Origin of the sequence: Tabrizicola piscis (genome assembly GCF_003940805.1) — a bacterium.
Lineage (GTDB): Bacteria > Pseudomonadota > Alphaproteobacteria > Rhodobacterales > Rhodobacteraceae > Tabrizicola > Tabrizicola piscis.
This window is the reverse complement of the sequence record NZ_CP034328.1, coordinates 1833958-1852093: the sequence shown is the minus strand read 5'-3', so window position 1 is coordinate 1852093 and position 18136 is coordinate 1833958. Positions and strand designations below refer to the sequence as shown.

14 protein-coding genes and 1 tRNA gene are annotated in these 18136 nt (G+C 62.0%); 11 read left to right on the top strand and 4 right to left on the bottom strand.

The window, feature by feature from the left end; translation table 11 throughout:
- Nucleotides 1-3 precede the first annotated feature (3 nt).
- The 4 genes from EI545_RS08955 to EI545_RS08940 all read left to right on the top strand — a co-directional run bounded on the left by EI545_RS08955 (nt 4) and on the right by EI545_RS08940 (nt 3478).
- A complete protein-coding gene (locus tag EI545_RS08955) occupies nt 4-1014 on the top strand; it encodes an endonuclease/exonuclease/phosphatase family protein (protein WP_245990346.1) in 1011 nt (336 codons plus the stop codon).
- Between the two features lie 115 nt (nt 1015-1129).
- Nucleotides 1130-2236, top strand: coding sequence for a 3-isopropylmalate dehydrogenase (leuB, locus tag EI545_RS08950; protein ID WP_125325155.1), 1107 nt, complete (start codon nt 1130-1132; stop codon nt 2234-2236).
- A gap of 130 nt (nt 2237-2366) precedes the next feature.
- Nucleotides 2367-3332 carry a DMT family transporter gene (locus tag EI545_RS08945; RefSeq protein WP_125325154.1) on the top strand — a complete coding sequence of 322 codons (966 nt, stop codon included), beginning with the start codon at nt 2367-2369 and terminating at the stop codon, nt 3330-3332.
- A 69-nt stretch (nt 3333-3401) separates the two neighbouring features.
- Nucleotides 3402-3478: transfer RNA gene (locus EI545_RS08940), tRNA-Pro, on the top strand.
- Between the two features lie 233 nt (nt 3479-3711).
- Here EI545_RS08940 and EI545_RS08935 read toward each other — a convergent pair.
- Genes EI545_RS08935 through EI545_RS08925 form a run of 3 tightly spaced genes read right to left on the bottom strand, consistent with a single transcriptional unit; the run spans nt 3712 to nt 6679 of the window.
- Nucleotides 3712-4686, bottom strand: coding sequence for a sensor histidine kinase (locus EI545_RS08935; protein WP_125325153.1), 975 nt, complete (start codon nt 4684-4686; stop codon nt 3712-3714).
- The gene (locus tag EI545_RS08930) at nt 4683-5357 is read right to left on the bottom strand and encodes a response regulator transcription factor (RefSeq protein ID WP_125325152.1); all 675 of its coding nucleotides are present in this window, start codon (nt 5355-5357) and stop codon (nt 4683-4685) included. The genes EI545_RS08935 and EI545_RS08930 overlap by 4 nt, the downstream gene beginning before the upstream one ends.
- Nucleotides 5354-6679, bottom strand: a complete 1326-nt coding sequence (locus EI545_RS08925) for a DUF4153 domain-containing protein (RefSeq protein ID WP_164517252.1) — start codon at nt 6677-6679, stop codon at nt 5354-5356. The genes EI545_RS08930 and EI545_RS08925 overlap by 4 nt, the downstream gene beginning before the upstream one ends.
- A 350-nt stretch (nt 6680-7029) precedes the next feature.
- Between EI545_RS08925 and EI545_RS08920 the strand changes: the two genes are divergently transcribed.
- The 6 genes from EI545_RS08920 (at nt 7030) to EI545_RS08895 (ending at nt 16047) form a co-directional block, all read left to right on the top strand.
- Nucleotides 7030-7470: an XRE family transcriptional regulator gene (locus EI545_RS08920; protein WP_245990345.1), complete on the top strand. Its 441-nt coding sequence runs from the start codon at nt 7030-7032 to the stop codon at nt 7468-7470.
- A 293-nt stretch (nt 7471-7763) separates the two neighbouring features.
- Nucleotides 7764-8213, top strand: a complete 450-nt coding sequence (locus tag EI545_RS08915) for a recombinase family protein (RefSeq protein WP_164517251.1) — start codon at nt 7764-7766, stop codon at nt 8211-8213.
- Between the two features lie 600 nt (nt 8214-8813).
- On the top strand, nt 8814-10289 hold the full coding sequence (locus EI545_RS08910) for an ATP-binding protein (protein WP_125325149.1): 1476 nt from the start codon (nt 8814-8816) through the stop codon (nt 10287-10289).
- Between the two features lie 4 nt (nt 10290-10293).
- On the top strand, nt 10294-13023 hold the full coding sequence (locus EI545_RS08905; RefSeq protein ID WP_125325148.1) for a Z1 domain-containing protein: 2730 nt from the start codon (nt 10294-10296) through the stop codon (nt 13021-13023).
- Nucleotides 13016-13963, top strand: a complete 948-nt coding sequence (locus EI545_RS08900; protein ID WP_125325147.1) for a PD-(D/E)XK motif protein — start codon at nt 13016-13018, stop codon at nt 13961-13963. The genes EI545_RS08905 and EI545_RS08900 overlap by 8 nt, the downstream gene beginning before the upstream one ends.
- Nucleotides 13963-16047 carry an AIPR family protein gene (locus EI545_RS08895; protein WP_125325146.1) on the top strand — a complete coding sequence of 695 codons (2085 nt, stop codon included), beginning with the start codon at nt 13963-13965 and terminating at the stop codon, nt 16045-16047. The genes EI545_RS08900 and EI545_RS08895 overlap by 1 nt, the downstream gene beginning before the upstream one ends.
- A 3-nt stretch (nt 16048-16050) precedes the next feature.
- On the opposite strand, the gene EI545_RS08890 is transcribed toward EI545_RS08895, so the two are convergent.
- A complete protein-coding gene (locus tag EI545_RS08890; RefSeq protein WP_125325145.1) occupies nt 16051-17541 on the bottom strand; it encodes a DNA cytosine methyltransferase in 1491 nt (496 codons plus the stop codon).
- A 91-nt stretch (nt 17542-17632) separates the two neighbouring features.
- On the opposite strand from EI545_RS08890, the gene EI545_RS08885 reads away from it, so the two are divergent.
- Nucleotides 17633-18097, top strand: coding sequence for a very short patch repair endonuclease (locus EI545_RS08885; protein WP_125325144.1), 465 nt, complete (start codon nt 17633-17635; stop codon nt 18095-18097).
- Nucleotides 18098-18136 lie beyond the last annotated feature (39 nt).

Sequence of the window (18136 nt, the reverse complement as noted above, 5' to 3'; positions counted from 1 at the left end):
CCCGTGGTTGCCGACACGTTGCGCATTGCCACCTGGAATGTAGGGCTTGACCGCAAGGGGCCGGGACTGCTGGTGCAGGACCTGACCCGACCGGACCACCCCCAGATTGCCGCCGTGGTGGCGGTCCTGCAGGCACTGGATGCCGATGTGATCCTGCTGACGGCGGTGGACTATGACCGGAACGGCGTGGCGCTGGGCCTTCTGGCCGACCGCTTGGCTGCCGGGGGTGCGACCTACCCCCATCGCTTTGCGCTGCGGCCCAATACGGGCCTGCAAACCGGGTTTGACGTTGATGGCAACGGGCGTATCGGCGACCCGCGCGATGCGCAGGGCTGGGGGTTGTTCTCCGGTCAGGGGGGCATGGCCGTGCTGTCGCGCCTGCCGGTGGACGAAAGCGCCGTGCGCGACTTTTCGGCCTTCCTCTGGCGTGACCTTCCCGGGGCGCAGATTCCCCCCGGCACCGAGGCTGGGCTGTTGGAGGTCCAGCGCCTTGCGACCACCGGCTTCTGGGATGTCCCGATCCTGACGGACGGGGGGCCGCTGCACCTCTTGGCATGGCACGCCACGCCCCCGGTCTTCGACGGACGCGAAGACCGCAACGGCAAGCGCAACCATGACGAGGCCGCCTTCTGGCGCTTGTTCCTTGAAGGGGCCCTGCCCATGCCGCCGCCCGACGCGCCCTTCATCGTCCTTGGCGATGGCAATCTTGACCCTGCCGATGGCGATGGCCTGCGCGACGGCATTGCCGCGTTGCTTGGCCATCCGGCGCTGCAGGACCCGGGTCCGCGTGGCAGCCACGGGCGCACGGAACCTGCGCACAAGGGCGATCCGGCCCTCGACACCGTGATCTATGACGATCTTGGCGGGTTGCGGCTGGACTATGTGCTGCCCTCGGCTGCGCTGAAGGTTTCTGACGCCGGTGTCCTTTGGCCGCCGCCGGATGACCCGCTTGCCGGCGACCTTGCCGCGGCCTCGCGGCATTTTCCGGTGTGGATCGATATCATCCTGCCTTAGGACGGCTGCAGCGCCTGCAGCTGCGCGAGTGGGAGGCGCTGGCCGAAGCCTTCACCGCTTGACCCTTGCAGTCCAAGGGGCTACGCGAACACCGTCATATTTGCAGGAAATCGCCATGGCCAACCCATCCCTTCTTATCCTCGCCGGTGACGGCATCGGCCCCGAAGTCATGGCCGAGGTCAAACGGATCATCGGCTGGATGGGTGCCAAGCGCGGCATCCATTTCGACGTCAGCGAAGACCTTGTCGGGGGTGCTGCCTACGACGTTCACGGTGTGCCGCTGGCTGATGCCACGATGGCCAAGGCGCAAGCGGCGGATGCGGTGCTGCTGGGCGCAGTCGGTGGGCCGAAGTACGACAAACTGGATTTCAGCGTGAAGCCTGAACGCGGCCTTCTGCGCCTGCGGAAGGAGATGGACCTGTTTTCGAACCTGCGCCCGGCGCAGTGCTTTGACGCGCTGGCCGACTTCTCCAGCCTGAAGCGGGACGTGGTCGCGGGTCTGGATATCGTGATTGTCCGCGAACTGACCAGCGGCGTCTACTTTGGCGAACCGCGCGGGATCTTCAAGGAAGGCAATGAGCGGGTGGGGATCAATACCCAGCGCTACACCGAATCCGAGATTGCCCGGGTGGCCAAATCGGCGTTCGAGCTGGCGCGGAAGCGGTCGAACAAGGTCTGCTCGATGGAGAAGGCCAATGTGATGGAATCGGGCATCCTCTGGCGCGACGTGGTGCAGGAAGTGCATGACCGCGATTATCCGGATGTCGAACTGTCGCACATGTATGCCGACAATGGCGCGATGCAGCTGGTCCGCTGGCCCAAGCAGTTCGACGTGATCGTGACCGACAACCTGTTTGGCGACGTGCTGTCCGATTGCGCTGCGATGCTGACCGGGTCGCTTGGGATGCTGCCCTCGGCCAGCCTTGGTGCGCCGATGGCGAATGGCCGGCCGAAGGCGCTGTATGAACCCGTCCACGGGTCTGCCCCGGATATTGCGGGAACGGGCAAGGCCAACCCGATCGCCTGTATCCTGAGCTTTGCCATGGCGCTGCGCTACAGCTTCGACCTTGGGGATGAGGCGACGCGCGTGGAAAAAGCGGTCGAGAAAGTGCTGGCCGATGGCCTCCGCACGGCTGACCTGATGGGGCCGGATGGTGGGACGCCCGTGTCCACCACCCAGATGGGCGACGCCGTGCTTGCGGCGCTGGACGAAAGCCTTTGACGGTTTGAAGCTGCGCTTGCCAAAGTCGTGAAACTTGCGACCCCGCCCTTGTGGCCGGGGTCGATACGGGCGATGATGGTTGCGCAAACATCCGCGCCTCCCTCATCGCGGCCCAAGCGGACCTTGAGACATGCATTCCAACCTGCGCGGGGCGCTTCTGTCGCTTGCCGCCTTCGGTGCCTACGCAACGCATGACGTTGTCGTAAAGCTGCTGGGCGAAACCTACACGTCCTTCCAGATCATGTTCTATTCGGGCCTCATGGGCTTTCCGCTGGTCACGCTGATGCTGATGGGCGACCGGCGGGGCGGGACGCTGATCCCCGTGCATCCCTGGTGGTCGGCGCTGCGGTCTGTCGCGGCCGTGGCGACCGGGGTGATGGGCTTCTTCGCCTTTTCGCAACTGCCGCTGGCCACCTGCTATGCGATCTTCTTCGCCATGCCCCTGCTGATCACGCTGATGGCGATCCCGATGCTGGGCGAAAAGGTCGGCATCAGACGCGGGGTGGCGGTGATGGTCGGCCTTCTTGGTGTGCTGATCGTCCTGCGGCCCGGTGGAGGAGAGGGGTTCTCCATCGGCCATCTGGCCGCCCTTGGGGCGGCGGCAACCGGAGCGTTGACCAGCGTCATCGTGCGCAAGATCGGCCAGCAGGAACGGTCCGTCGTGCTGATGCTGTACCCGATGGTCCTGACCTTTTTCGCCATGGGCGCGATGTTGCCCTTTGTCTATGTGCCGATGCCGGTGGCCCATTTGGGACTGACGGCTGTGATGGCCTTTCTGGGGATGCTGGGCGCGCTGGGGATCATTGCCGCCTATCGGCTGGCCCCCGCCGTGATCGTGGCGCCGATGCAGTATTCCCAGATCATCTGGGCAGCACTTTACGGCTGGTTGTTCTTTGATGAAGGCGTGGACCTTTACACTGGCGTCGGTTCAGCGGTGATCATCGCTTCGGGCATCTACATCGTCCTTCGGGAAGGCACGCCGTCGGTCAGCCAGAACCGCCCGGTTCTGGAAAGCCGGTCGCGCATGGATACGGGCACACAGCCACGCATCTCCAGTTGGCTAAGGCGCTTTGACAGGTCCAATGACACGACGTGACCACCACCCCAATTGCCCCATGCGGGGCCTTGCCAAAGCGCGGCAGACGGGGTAACCCCCGCCCACGGTCGGAGCGTAGCGCAGTCTGGTAGCGCACCTGCTTCGGGAGCAGGGGGTCGGAGGTTCGAATCCTCTCGCTCCGACCAATTTAAAAAATCCCGAAAAATCAATACCTTAAAATTATGCTCGCCGTGACTCCGGAACAGTCTTCCGACCCCGCCGACCAGACCAACAAGCTTTCCATCGCCAAGGTGACGTCGCAGCTTCAATCTAGCAATGCGGCGTGGAGCGCTGCCCCAGGATATGATTCCCCGAGTTGAAGCATCACCACCCTGCAATTCCATCTAGTGGCAGGACACCGCGCGTTGTCGCTCGGAACTTATGCTTCCGGCTGCAGGAAGGTGAGCAAAAAGGTTGTGCCCTTGGCCGAGGGTGCGAGCGCGATTGACGCGCCGTGGGCTTGAAGCAGGTTGCGCACGATCGCCAAGCCCATACCTGTGCCGCCCGCCTCACGACGCGTTGTGAAGAACGGATCAAACACTCGTGGTGCGTTGCCGGCCGAAATACCGGTTCCGTCGTCGGCAACCAGAAGCTGGATCTCTGGTCCATGGGCGACGGCGCGCAGACTGATGGCGCTTGCACCATTTTCCACAGCGTTGCGGAACAGCTGGGTAAGGACGATGTTCAACCCTTCCTCGCCGATGGGGATCTCCATGCTATCACCTTCTGCATCTAGTTGCAGAGCTGGCCAGTCATCGCTCAGGCGCCGAAGGAGGTCGCTCAAGGTCGAGCTACCAGTATACCGTGCCTCGCGTGCGCGGACGGCATTGCGAAGGGCGGCAAGCTGCGCTTCGATCTGGGCGCTGGCACCTTCGATCTGGCCCACCAGTGCAGCGTCAGCGGGGGTGAGGGTGCCACCGTCCGCCAGAAGTTCTGCCGCGGCGAGGATGGCAGAGACGGGCGTGCGGAACTCATGCGTGACATGGTCGCTGAAGGCGCGGACAGCGGCTTCGCGATCCCGCAGCGTCTCTGCCATGGCGATGACACGGCGTGCAGTCGCGTGAAGTTCCCGTGTGCCGAAGTGCAGTGGAGGCACCGCGGCAGACCCTGTCTCGGCCGCGACGGCATAGGTTTCCAACGCACGGATCGGGCGCAGTAGGAGACGGACGAGGAGCCAGGCAAGGACAGCGGTCGCAAGGGCGATGGCGGCGGCCAGCAGGATTGCGGCGTTGCGAAAGCCGATCTCCGGCCCCAAGTAGCGCAAGGCGATGAGGCCGGCGAAGGATAAGCCCAGCGTTCCGGCAAGCGCGCCGCCCAAGACAAACGCCAGGTTCGGCCGCCAGCGCCGGGTCAACGGCTGGCCCGCAGACGGATACCTTGACCATGCACCGTCTCGACCGCATCGGCACGGCCGGCCTCGGTCAGCTTGCGCCGGAGGTTCCGCAGGTGGCTGTCCAGCGTGCGGTCCGAGACCAAGCTGTTCGGCCCCCAGACCGCCACAAGAAGCTCACGCCGGGACACAAGACGCGATGGGTCGCGCATCAGTCGCTCAAGTAGGGCGAATTCGGTGGCAGTGAGTTCTGCCTCGACCCCAGCAACGCGGCAGATCCGGGTATGCGTGTCGAGGGTAAGGCTTTCAAGCTCCAGCCTCGCGGTCGGCTGCAGGCCGGCGCTGCGCTTCAGGATCGCACGGACCCGGGCAACAAGCTCACGCGGGCTGAAGGGCTTCGTCACATAGTCGTCGGCGCCAAGCTCAAGACCGAGGATACGGTCGATCTCGTCATCTCTGGCCGTGAGGAAAAGGATCGGCACCTCCGACCGTTCCCGCAAACGGCGGCAAGTCTCGAACCCGTCCATTTCGGGTAGGCCCACGTCCAAGACAACAAGATCGGGCGCTTCGCGAGCAGCCTGGACGAGGGCTTGCTTGCCGTCGCTGGCGGTCAGGACGCTGTGCCCCGCCCGCTCCAGCGCGATGCGGACAAGATCACGCAGGCGGGGGTCGTCGTCCACAATCATGATCTTCAACGCGGGCTCTCCGCTGTTGCCACGCGCTGAACATAGCGGCTTGCGGCCCAGGTCCGAAAGCCCCATTCCCTCCACCCCCCAGTCCGGGGCAGACCCATTCTGCAGTCGCCAAGAAAGAGGCTGCCGTCCCGGATGGTGCCCAACCCACTTTCGAGGATCGGCCCGGCTGCGAGGGGGCCGAGTGCACAGAGATAGGTTCGATCAGGGTCCAGCTTGCGCAGGTTCTGCGCAGCGATGATTTGGGCGAAGTTGACGAAGCAGCAGGCGTAGAGCACGGCCGCCCCAAGCGCGACACTGCGCAGAAGAAGCCAGCCGTTCGGCCGCCCGCGCAGCACCTGCCAGAAGATGAGCCCCAATCCTGCTGCTACCAGCGCCATCCAGATCAGCGCGTAAAGCCGAAGGTAAGTCAGCGAAAAGCTTTCGATGTAGAGCTCCAGCCGTATGGCCGCCGCTGCGCAAAGGATGACATTCTGCCCAAGCCAGAGAAGGAGGAGGGGTCGGATCAGGCGGTAGCTTCCCAGAAACGGTCGGGCGGCAAGGGCGAAAGCCCCCGCCAGGATCGCCGTCGCCAGCAGCGGATAGGCGCCGCGATGCGCGAACTCGGCGAGCGTCATGCCCGGGGGCAGGGTCGCGCCGCCCAGAAGGATCGAGAGGTCGGTCACGCTCTGTATGGCGATGAGGAGGTTGAAGACGAAAAGCGCGCGTATGACAGAGCCTGAGTTGAGGCCGAGGCTCGGGAGGACCAGTTCGCGCCGCGGACCGTCCATCTCGAGGGGTAGAGGCACCAGAAAGGGGGCAACAAGCAGCGCGATGCCGGCCCAGAACACTAGACGGCGCACGCCTTCTGCCAGATCCAGATCGGGGGTAAGGAAGCTGGACAGAACTGGGTTCGCTTCCATCAAGAGAGTCAGGATCACGAGGCCACCGCCCACCGGGAAACCCCAGTTCCGCAGATGCCCGCGAAGCTGCCCGATCTCGGCGGCCATGGCCTGCGGGCGGACAGGGTTCAGGCGGATGACCCACTCCCAAGGCAAGCGCGACAGGAAGCGGACGGTAGAGCGGGCGATGGTCCCTCTCATCGCATCCGGGTGGTGCGCCCAGACCAGGGCCGTAACAAGGCCCACGGTCAGGAAGGCGAAGGACAAGGGCTGCATGTGATGGAAGACTGGCAGGGCGGCGAGCGTCAAGAGGACTGCCGGGCGCTGCCAATTGCACATCGCCTTGTCCAAGATGACGACGGCGAAGATCGCGGCGGCGAAGAGGGCGGCAGACATGCCAAGCTCAGCCCTCCAGAACAGGAGATCGGCCAGAAGGACAAGCATCAAGCACGCAAGGCCACGGGGAAGGCTGCCTGACGGCGCGCGGGTTGTGGGGGGTAGACCGGGGTCGTCCGGTATGGCGGAAAGCCACCAGGCGTCTGCTGCGAGGCTCGACGGGACGCCGTTGAGGATAATGGGTCGGGGCATGTCGCTTCTCCTGCCTTGGATCGGCCCATCCTGCCCGACGGCTTGTGCAGGTTATGCGCGCGGGTTGTGCAGGGTTCGTGCAGATTGAATCGCTCCGAAATGTTGGCTCTCGGCTCTTGTCCATGTGGGCCGATCAGCAAAGACGCAGTGTTCGTAGCTAGTTGCCACCCAGCCCCCACGAACTCCCCATCGGCCGATCGCTATAGATGAATGACAGCGAACAGCGCTGCGACTTCATGGACAGCGAAATGAGCACGACCCCCTACAGAGACACCGACCTAGCGCAGTTCATCGCGAAACGTGTCCTCGAGCTGAGACCCAAGACCCAAGCTGACATCGCGTCGGAAGCCGGCTTCGTGAACGGCAACTTTCTCTCGATGCTGAAGGCTGGCAACTCCAAGCTGGCCCTCGACCGAGTGCCGGCACTAGCTGGAGCCTTGGAGTGTGACCCGGCGCTTCTGATGCGCCTCGCACTCGAGCAGACCGTAGGATCTACCGCAGCGCTTGCCCTGCAGGAGATACTGGGAACGCCCGTCTCTGCGAACGAACGGCTCTGGCTGGCCGAGATACGGGATGCAGCTGGGAACATCGATCCCAGACCAACCGCACGCGCAAGAGCTACCATCAGGGGGCTGTTTGGAAAATGAACACGGGATAGAACGCGATGCGGGTCCCGACCTACCCCGGCAACCGTCCGCCGAGGTATTGAACAGCTATACCCATAGGACTTCACACCCCTGACCAGACCAGAGGAGTCCTAGTGGGGATCGGATAGGAGTCCACACATCGCGCGCACTCCTTCGCCACCTTTTCCATCCTCACAACGATGTCACAGCCTTTACTTCGCCACAGCCACCACCCAGTGCCTTGCCCATTCACAGATCAAGCGACGGGGAAGACTCAGATGGCGGCGAAGCGAGGCCCTGACCGGCCACAAGGGGTGATCGGTTATGTTCGTGTCTCCACCCAAGGCCAGGGTGAGACCGGCATCAGTCTCGACATCCAGCGCGATGCCATCCGTGCCTTCGCTGGTCATCTAGGAATTCCTGTGATTGAGATCTTCGAAGACGTAGCGTCCGGACGGGGTGCGAAGAGCTTTCCGAGCTGCCGAGGTCTGCAACGTGCACTTGAAGCGGTCCGTGATCATGACGCGCTCCTGGTAGTCTGGGACTGGTCGAGATTGTCACGTCATGCCGATGACGAGGCGACCATCACAGCTCTACTTCCCGATGCAGCGAAAGCTGGACAGCTACTTCATGCTCAGTGTTCCGCAGAGGAAATCTCCAAGCGCACCAAGGAAGCGATGGCGAAGCAGAAAGTGGCCGAACCATCCAGCGACGGTCTCGCGGCTTTTCCACCGATCTGGCAGATGGGGACGCCGTATGGATGATGCTCAGTCGAAACGCGCGGTCCTGTTTTGGAACGCATCTCGGCACCTCCCTCTGATCATGGTGCAAAAATGTCACTACCAGTGCCTCGTTGCCACCGTATAGTCCCGGAGCGGGTCACCAGAGGGCCTAGTAGGGCCACAGGGTAGAGGAACGGCCGGCAACAGGTTGGGGCGCTGTGCGGGGCTCTCATGAGTCAGAGTCCGAACGCGCTCCTATAGAGGCCCCGGCTTTCTCGAAGAGTCCGTTGATCGATCAACGCACATCGTAGACGCAGGAAGCGAGCGGCTCCACGATCACTGGTGCAAGCGTTGATTGATCAACGCTCCGGCTACACAGCTTTGTTCGCTTGCAGCCATAGCTCGAGGGCTTCAATCAGATCGTGCTGCAACAGCGATCCACGGCGCGGTGCTGGGCACAGTATGACCCACACAGGAATCGCAGTATCGCGATCTCGCACCGGAACCAACTGTGATGTCCGACCTAAATATCGCCCCAATGTTTCCGCAGTCAGGACCAGGAACTTTGTGACGAAGGCTGATGACGCTTGACCCTGGGGACAGAATTGGCGGACCCAACTTATTGATGTCAAGAGGCGATCCATGAGCCAACGTCGCACGGCTGATGCCACCCCGCACGCCGCCTCTCTGATCGAGGGCATGCGCGATTTCGGGTATACGCTTTCCACCGCCATGGCGGATGTTATCGACAATTCGATCACCGCCGGAGCGGGGTTGGTCCAGATCCTCGCCGACACCATCTCGGATGCGCCTTGGATCGCGATAGTCGACGATGGGGCGGGAATGTCCGAACACGAATTGATCGAGGCGATGCGGCCTGGCTCCAGGAACCCGCTCGACCCCCGCGAATGCCATGACCTCGGCAGGTTCGGCCTAGGGCTGAAGAGCGCGAGCTTCTCGCAGTGCCGCCAGCTCACCGTCGCTACGCGAAAGGATGGCGTGACTTCGGTGGCAACTTGGGATCTGGACGAAGTTTCTCGGACCAACCGCTGGGAGGTCCTCTTGGAGGACGATACGTCTGATGCCCCCGGCATTGACCGCATTGGTGCGACCGGGACCGTGGTCATCTGGCGGAAGCTTGATCGACTCGCGGCGAGCTACCGTCACGACGGCACGAAGCGCTCTGCCGAGATCAACGCTGCTTTGGCCGAGGCCGAACAGCACCTTCGGTTGTGCTTCCACCGCTACATGGAGGGGACGCGGCCCCAGTTGAGACTGATACTGAACGATCGCAAGCTATCGCCGATCGATCCCTTCGCCTCCGCCAACAAGGCGACTCAGATCGACGACGAGGAGTTGCTCTCCCTCGCGAACGGGACAGTCGTTACGCAGACCTTCACCGTTCCGCATCACAGCCGGATGTCGAAGATGGAATGGGAGGAGGTCGGTGGACCGGAGGGACATCTTCGCTCGCAAGGCTTCTACATCTACCGTGAGCGACGGTTGATCATCGCGGGCGGCTGGCTCGGCCTCGCCCGAGCGACAGAGTTGACGAAGCTGTCACGAGTCCGGGTCGACATCCCCAACACCATGGATGCCGACTGGAAGATCGACGTCCGAAAGGCCTCGGCTCAGATGCCACCGATGGTTCGCGAGCGCCTGCGAAAGATCGTGGAGCGGATGCAGGGCACCTCCAAGCGGACGTATCAGCGACGCGGCCGCAAGCTGGTCGATCAGGCCAACCTTCCTCTCTGGAGCAGGTTTCAGAAGGACGGCGCAATCATCTACCGACCGAATGGGGATCATCCGGCGATTGCCGGGTTCATGTCGTCTCTTCCAGAGGAGTTTCAGCACGGGTTCAGGACGTGCATCACGCTCCTCGGTGCAGGGTTGCCTGTCGGGGCACTGCACGCTGACATGCTAGGTGCAGCCGAAAGCGTGGAGGCTGATCCTGCCGAGTTCGTGGATATCGCTGAATCGGTCGAACAGGCAGTGCGGACGCTTCTGTCGACGGGCATGGCAGGAAAGGACGTAGTGAACGCGCTATGTTCGGTCGAGCCGCTGCACCGTCACCGGGACAGCGTCCGGCAGCTGATTGAAGATATTGTGGAAGGTTGAACGAATGACTGCTCAGATCGCCCATCTTGACTCGGTGGTATCGCAATCTCTTGCGCATCAGAAGAAGACCGGCGCCGAGCTGCGATCCTTTATCGCCACGATGAACGGCGCGTTGAACATCGACGCCGCACCTGCCGAGCTGGAACGGCTTGCCAAGGAAATTGAGGCTCGCTTGGGTGTCACGATGGGCCTTGGCGCAATGGTGGACGACGTAGGTTTCCGCCCTTGGCTCGACGATGCCAAGGCCTCGATCGAACCGTTCTACTGGGAGCGCTACAAGAAGCTTCTTCTCAAGACCGGGTTGCCGCAGGATGTCGTCACCTCGACGGATTTCGTGACCGACCGAATCCTCTCGCGGCTCGGAAACCCCAGACTTGAGGAGAAATGGGACCGCCGGGGGATGGTCGTTGGCCATGTGCAGAGCGGAAAGACGGCGAACTATGCTGGGTTGATCTGCAAGGCCGCCGATGCCGGATACCGACTGATCATCGTCATCGCCGGGATCCACAACAATCTTCGCAACCAGACGCAGGCGCGGATCGACGAGGGTTTCATCGGCCGTGATACCGCGAAGGCCGGTCAAAAGAAGGGCGACCATTCGATCGGCGTAGGTCTCTTCGATGATCGCAACGTGCCGGTCAGCCTGACCAGTGCAAAGCGCGACTTCCACAAGGAGACGGCCTCCACCAACACCAGTCAGATCGACTCCTACAAGGTGCCCGTTGTCCTGGTTATCAAGAAGAACCCCAGCACGCTCAAGAACCTCCTCGACTGGCTGCGCGACAACAGCGCCAAGGGTGATGACCTGATGATCGATCAGCCCATGCTGCTGATCGATGACGAGGCGGACAACGCCTCAATCAACACGAAATACGCCAAAGATGAGGTGACGAAGATCAACGCGCAGATTCGCGATCTGCTCGCGACCTTCCACCGCAGCTGTTATGTCGGCTACACGGCGACTCCGTTCGCCAACATCTTCGTCGATCCCGACCAGTATGACGACGCGCTGAAAGAGGATCTTTTCCCGCGCCACTTCATCATCGGGCTCGACGCTCCTACGAACTACTTTGGCGCCAGCAAGGTCTTCATCGATGGACTTCCCGAGGACGGTGCGCCCACCTGGCTACGCCAGATCGATGACAATGGGGATCTTCTGCCCATCAAGCATCAGATCACGCAGAACATCACCGAGCTGCCGCCGTCCCTTATCCGAGCCCTGCGCGCCTTCTTGGTCGCTCGGGCCATCCGGAACCTGCGTGGACAGGGTTCCAAACATTGCTCGATGCTGGTCAACGCGAGCCGGTTCACGGATGTTCAGGGACAACTCCGCAACCGGATCCATGAGCGTCTCGTCGCAATGCAGAATGCTGTGCGCGTGAATGCTTCTCTGGGCAGGGCGGGTTTGGCTGACCCGGAAATTGCGGCTCTGCGCGAGATATTCGAGGCGGAGTATCAGGACTGCGGGTTTGACTGGGCCGAGATCCAGGCAGCTCTCTATGACGCGATCGCTGCGGCAAAGGTGGTGGAGGTAAACAGCCGAGGCAACGGTCTCGACTATGCGGCGACGGGCGATCTCGGCCAGACGGTGATCGCGGTCGGTGGCTACTCGCTGTCGCGCGGGCTGACGTTGGAGGGTCTGACCATAACTTGGTTCCTGCGAAATACCATGATGTATGACACGTTGATGCAGATGGGCCGGTGGTTCGGCTACCGGGGCGGTTACGAGGATCTCTGCCGGATCTGGATGCCGCTCGACGCAATCGACTGGTATGCCCACATCGCCGAGGCCACCGCAGAGCTGCACCGCGAACTCAAGAACATGGAGAATGCGAAGTTAACGCCTGCCGACTTTGGTCTGGCGGTCCGAAGCCATCCGACCGCGCTCATGGTGACAGCGCGCAACAAGATGGGAGCGGGCCAGACCGTGATCCAGGTGGGCCTTTCCAACGCCTGGGTGGAGACTGCAAAGCTCGGCCTCAGGGACATCGACGCAAACATGCAGCTTGCGAAGGATTTCCTTGACCAGCTTGATGCGTCGGGTCATGGGGCAGCATCTGCTCAACCCGTAAGCGGTGGGATGCTCCTTTCGGGTATATCCGTCGATCTGATCGATCGGTTTCTGATCGGCTGGAGGAACCACGAGGCGGCGTTCCTCACCCAGCCCGGGCCGATACGAGCTTATCTCAACGCGAGGAAGGAGGATGAACTGGCCGACTGGGACGTGCTGGTCGCCAGCGTCCGCAACGATCTCCCGGCGTTCGAGCATGGCACTTGGCGGATTGGCCCCCAAGTGCGCAGGATCGACCTCGACGATCTGTCGCGAGATATGCTTTCCATCAGCGGAAAAAAGGCGAGGATTGCCTCGCGCGGAGTGGAGAAAGTCGGAGTTGACCCAGCCGCCGCGGCTGCTGCCGAAGCAGCCTACCGGAAGATCGAAGGCAAACCCGCCGAGGGCCCTGTGAACTACCCGGACAGCATCTATCGCAAGGTCCGGACCAAGCCCCTTTTCATCCTCCAGATCATAAACATCCGCGACAACTACGAGAAAGCTGACGGCTCTCCTCGCACGCTTCCCTGGAACTTCCCGAAATCGCTGGTCGTCGGCTGGGGGATGAGCTTGCCAGTCTCGTCCACGCCGGACGAGCGTGTCGAATATGTCGTCAACACCCAGAAGTTCCGCGAGCTCTATGGCGAGCCGGACCTCGACGAGGGAGCCAATCTCGATGAATGACACCCCTTGGGCGGGGCTTGCGCCCGACATCGGACGTCGTGTCGACAGTGAAGGCCGCTACGATTTCTTCTGGGCTGTGATGCCGAACGGTCTTCCTGGGCTGCTGCTCAGAGTGCCGGAAGGGACACCGACGGTGCATCCAATCCCCATCCTCCGAAACTTGTCGCTGTCCTATCGCCTCGTCGACAATCGAGAGATCTTCTGCATCAGCCTTGAAGATCGTAGTCAGGTCGAGATCTTCGAGACGCTTTGTCGCGACGTGGTCACTGCGGCCGAGCGGGCCGAGACAGCCGGCTCGGTCCTTTCTCGGGCAATCCAGCGGACGATGCGTTGGCACCACCTGCTCCGCGCGGGGGTGGTCGAAGGGCTGTCGATCGAGGAGCAACGAGGCCTGGTGGCCGAATTGGCAGTCCTGCGCGACTTGGTCGATCGTCATGGTGCGCTGACGGCAATCGGAGCTTGGATGGGCCCTACGGGCAGTCCCAAGGACTTCGAGCTCGCGGACATGCATGTCGAGGTGAAGGCGCGACGTGGAGCCGCCCACCCGAAGATCACCATCTCCTCTGCTGCCCAGCTGGCGACCGTAGACGGCTCCGCACTCTATCTACGCGTCATCGATGTCGACACGGCGCTGGCGGATCAAGGGATGACGCTTGCGGATCATGTCGACGCCACTGCAGCGTGCTTCGGTGGTGACCCAGCAGCAGCCAGCCTGTGGGAGCAACGATTGGCCGCTTCCGGCTATTTATCCGAACAAGTCGACTCCCACCGCGTCTGGAAAACCGGTCATGCGCGCATCTTCCAGGTCACCGAAGAATTTCCTCGCATTGTCCCCCCTCTGCCTGAGGGAGTGGATGACCTGAAGTATTCGGTCAGCCTGGCCGCCTGCGCACCCTTCGAAGTTGCGGACGAGGTTCTATCGCCCGCAAGGAGTTCGTGATGTCTGATCTTGAGGAATTCCACCGCGACTTCATCGCCCAGATCCAAGGAAGCGCGGATGCCCTAGGCACCTACGTCCAAGAAGCCTTCTTCGAACGGGTGGGAGAATTCCTCACCGAGGCGGGCGAGGTTGAGCAGGCGGACTATGCGCATTACCGCGGCACAGGCGAAAAAGGGGTGAATCTGCAGGCTACCGGTTCGGGAGGAGATCCCGCGAACGGGGACGACATCCTGTCGCTGATCCTGTGCGATTTCCAGCTCAGCGAGGGAGTTCGATCGACGAACGCTACGGACCTCAAGGCGCAGTTCAAAAAACTCGTCGAATTTCTCCGGCATGCCCGCAAGGACAGCTTTCGCAACGCGCTGGAGGAGACCAGCTTGGGTGCCGGGCTAGCAGACATGATCGCCACCCGTTGGACCCGCATCGCCAAGATCAAGCTGATCTTTGTCACCAATTCCGACAACCGCGCCACGGTAGATGCCATGCCCGCGGGATCGATTGCCGGTAAGCCGGTTACCTACAACGTCTGGGATCTGAAGCGGCTGAAGGCCTATGCCGAGCAGGGCAAGGCGCGGGCGGAACTGACGATCCGCTTCGCCGAGGAGTTCGGCGCTGGGGTCCCTGTCCTGAAAGCCTCCGGCTCGGATGCTGCACTTGAGAGCTACATTGCCGTCATTCCAGGACGCCAGCTGGCCGCGATCTACGATGTCTGGGGCGCGCGCCTCCTCGAGTCCAACGTCCGCAGCTTCCTCCAGGCCAAGGGAGGCGTGAACAAGGGCATCCGTAAGACGATCCTCGATGAGCCGCACATGTTCCTCAGCTACAACAACGGGCTTGCTGCAACGGCGGACAAGGTTGAGGTCGTGCGGACCGAAGATGGTCTGCTGCTTATGTCCGCCGACAACCTCCAGATCGTCAATGGCGGCCAGACGACCGCCTCGCTCCATGCGGCTGCGAAGGCCGCTGGACGCGGGATGGACGACATTTTCGTCCAGATGAAGCTCAGCATCGTGCCAGCAGTGCTGTCCGAATCGGTAGTTCCGCTGATCTCGGAATTCGCCAACAGCCAGAACAAGGTCAACGCCGCCGACTTCTTCGCCAACCATCCCTTCCACGTCCGCATCCAGGAGCTGTCGCGCAAGATCCTCGCGCCGGCGGGCGAACATGGCTATCGCGAGACGAAATGGTTCTACGAGCGCGCGCGCGGCCAGTTTGCCGATGAACGTGGCAAGTTGACCGACGCGAAGCGCAAGGTCTGGGATGCGGAGTATCCGAAGACCCAGTTCTTCACCAAGACCGACCTCGCCAAGTTCGAGAACACCTGGCGCGGCCGCCCCGACACGGTCAGTCAGGGCGCGCAGAAGAACTTCGGCGCCTTCGCGAAGTCGATCGAGAAGGTCTGGGGCAAGAACGGCGACAGAATCGACGACGGCTGGTTCCGCCGACTGATCTCCAAGGCGATCATCTTCCGCAAGTTGGAGCGTCTGGTCTCGGCGCAGGAATGGTATGAGGGCGGCTATCGCGCCAACATCGTGACCTATGCTATCGCAAAAGTCGCGGCTGATGCCGAGGCCTTGGACAAGGTCGTGGATTTGTCCCAAGTCTGGCGCGCCCAGGACGTGCCCGCAGTCTTGCAGGAAGCCCTGCTAGTCGCTGCGGCCGAGGCGCAGGATGCCATCACCTCGCCTCCGCCGGGCGTGCGCAACATGAGCGAATGGGCTAAGAACCAAGCATGCTGGGAGCAGTTCCGCAAGCGGAAGCTGTCCTATCCGGAAGACTACTCGGATCTGCTGATCGATCCGGCTGAGGTTCAGGAAGAGACCAAGGTCGGTAGGAACGATCAGAAACTCACGGACGATCTGACAGATCAGGTGCGGGTCTTTGAGCTGGGTGGTCCCTTCTGGGCAAAAGCGCGCGCTTGGGGCCGGGAGAAAAAGCTGCTGAACCAGACGGAGTTCGGTGTTCTGGGGATTTGCGCGCAGATGCCCAAGCGCCTTCCGACCGAGGGGCAGATCAAGGTCGCGATCGATGCACTTGCCAAACTTGAAGGAGAGGGTTTCGGGCAAGAGGAGACGGCTGCCTGACCCCTAGGGCAGCAGAGATCGGACTGCTCTCGCGATCTGCAAGGCGAGGTAGGGCGGAACTGCATTTCCGACCTGATGATACTGCTTGGTCCTCGGACCGCAGAAAAAGTAGTTGTCGGGGAAGGTCTGAAGCCGAGCCGCCTCCCGCACTGTCAGGGACCGGCACTGGAAGGGGTCCGGGTGGATGAAGTAGTGACCATCCTTCGAGATATGGCTCGTCACCGTGGTCGCAACCCGACTGCCTACCTGCGTTCTGAACCTATCCGCAAATGCGCCGGTTTCGCGGTTGCGATGCTCGGGCAGCAACCAGAAGGGGAACTCTGAAAGCTTGGGCGCGCGATCCTCCGCCAGGGCGAACGCCGAAGAGAACAGGTATCTTCCAAGGTCGTCAGCGATATGACCGCGGGTCTCATGATGCAGCACCTTCGCAAGTCTTGGATCTTGGAGCCAGTCCGATAGGGATGTTGGGGGTTGATCATTCGTCGGGATGCTACTGGAACGATGCTCCGGCAGCGCGGCCGTGTCGGCGACCTCCCGCGCCACCGACCTCACGCCGTCGGGAAGGAAGGAGAGATCGGCGATGCTCTTCGCGCGGTCTCTGACTACCTTTTGCCAGTCTGTGACGCTGTCGCCGGTCGAAAGCCCACTTCTCAGCGGTGGAAGGCCGCGCAGTGCCTCGGCGACCGTCACAGTCTCGGAGGGCAGCAGCAGCGGTCCCCGCTCGGGCTGTCCCCGCGCTAAGTCCGAACGGAGCCCGACTACTATCACCCGATGGCGCGCCTGGGGGATACCGTGGTCTTCCGCCCGCACGATAAAGTCTCGGGCCGCATTGCGACCAACACCGACGTCTGCGGCGATGGCGAGCGGCAGCAGCCGGTAACCATCCGCCGCACCCTCCAGGTCGTCAAGAACCCGATCGAAGATGCCGCCGCCATCCACTCGGCTGGACAACATGCCTTTCACGTTCTCCATCACGAAGGCCGCGGGGCGAAGGCGGGTCAGGATTCGGACGTATTCCTTGTAGAGGTAGTGGCGCCCATCATCCTCAAGAACGTATCCAGACTTGCCCAGATTTCGTGACCGCCCGGCAAGAGAGTAGGCCTGACAAGGAGGGCCACCTATCAGGATGGTGTCACCATGCATCCCGTCTCGGGCTTGATCGAGGATCGGGACCAGCTCCTCGAAGACGCCCTCCTGCCCCAAAACCAGCTGTCGCGCCTCATCACAAGCCCTGCGCCAGGCTGCGGGGTGCAGCTCGTCCCACCGCGGCAGATCGCGTCCGGTGTTCAGCGCATCGTAATATTCGTGGGGGAAGCCGGCGTCGAAGGAACGCAGAAAGGAGCGCAGGCGGAGCGTCGCGATGGCGTGATCGTCCATCTCGACCGAGACGCGGATGCCCATCGGCGTCGCCGTCTCCTGACCGGCGCGGGAAAAGCCCTCGCCCAGCCCGCCCGGGCCTGCGAACAGGTCGATGATGGCGTAGCTGCGGACCATGTCTTCTCCTCGAAGTCTCAGAAGGGAATACAGGATGTCGACCGCCTTTCACCAGGTCCAATCCACCGCATATGGCACTATATGTCTTCGCATGGTGGACATCATGGACAGTCAGACCCGTTCGAAGGTCATGTCGCGCATCCGTAGTCGTGACACGAAGCCTGAGCTGCTGCTTCGGCGGTCTCTCCATGCACGCGGCTTCAGGTTCCGTCTGTGCCAGCGAGATCTGCCCGGGTCGCCCGACATCGTCCTCAGGAAGTGGAACGCGGTGATCTTCGTGCATGGTTGTTTCTGGCATAGGCACTCTTACTGTCGATATGCCGCAACGCCGAAGTCACGTTCAGAATTCTGGCTTTCGAAGTTTGATGCGAACGTGGCGCGGGATCGGGCAACTCAGTTGACTCTTCGAAACGAAGGTTGGCGCGTTGCAGTGGTGTGGGAGTGTGCGTTGAAGGTGGATGCTGCAGGAGCTGCGGCGACGTTGATAGACTGGCTCACCGCCGAACCAGCACTTGACCGTATCGAGATTGAGGGTCTAGGGGATAGTCGTCGCTGACTTGGAAAATTGCTCACGCTTCAGCGGTATCGTGAACCC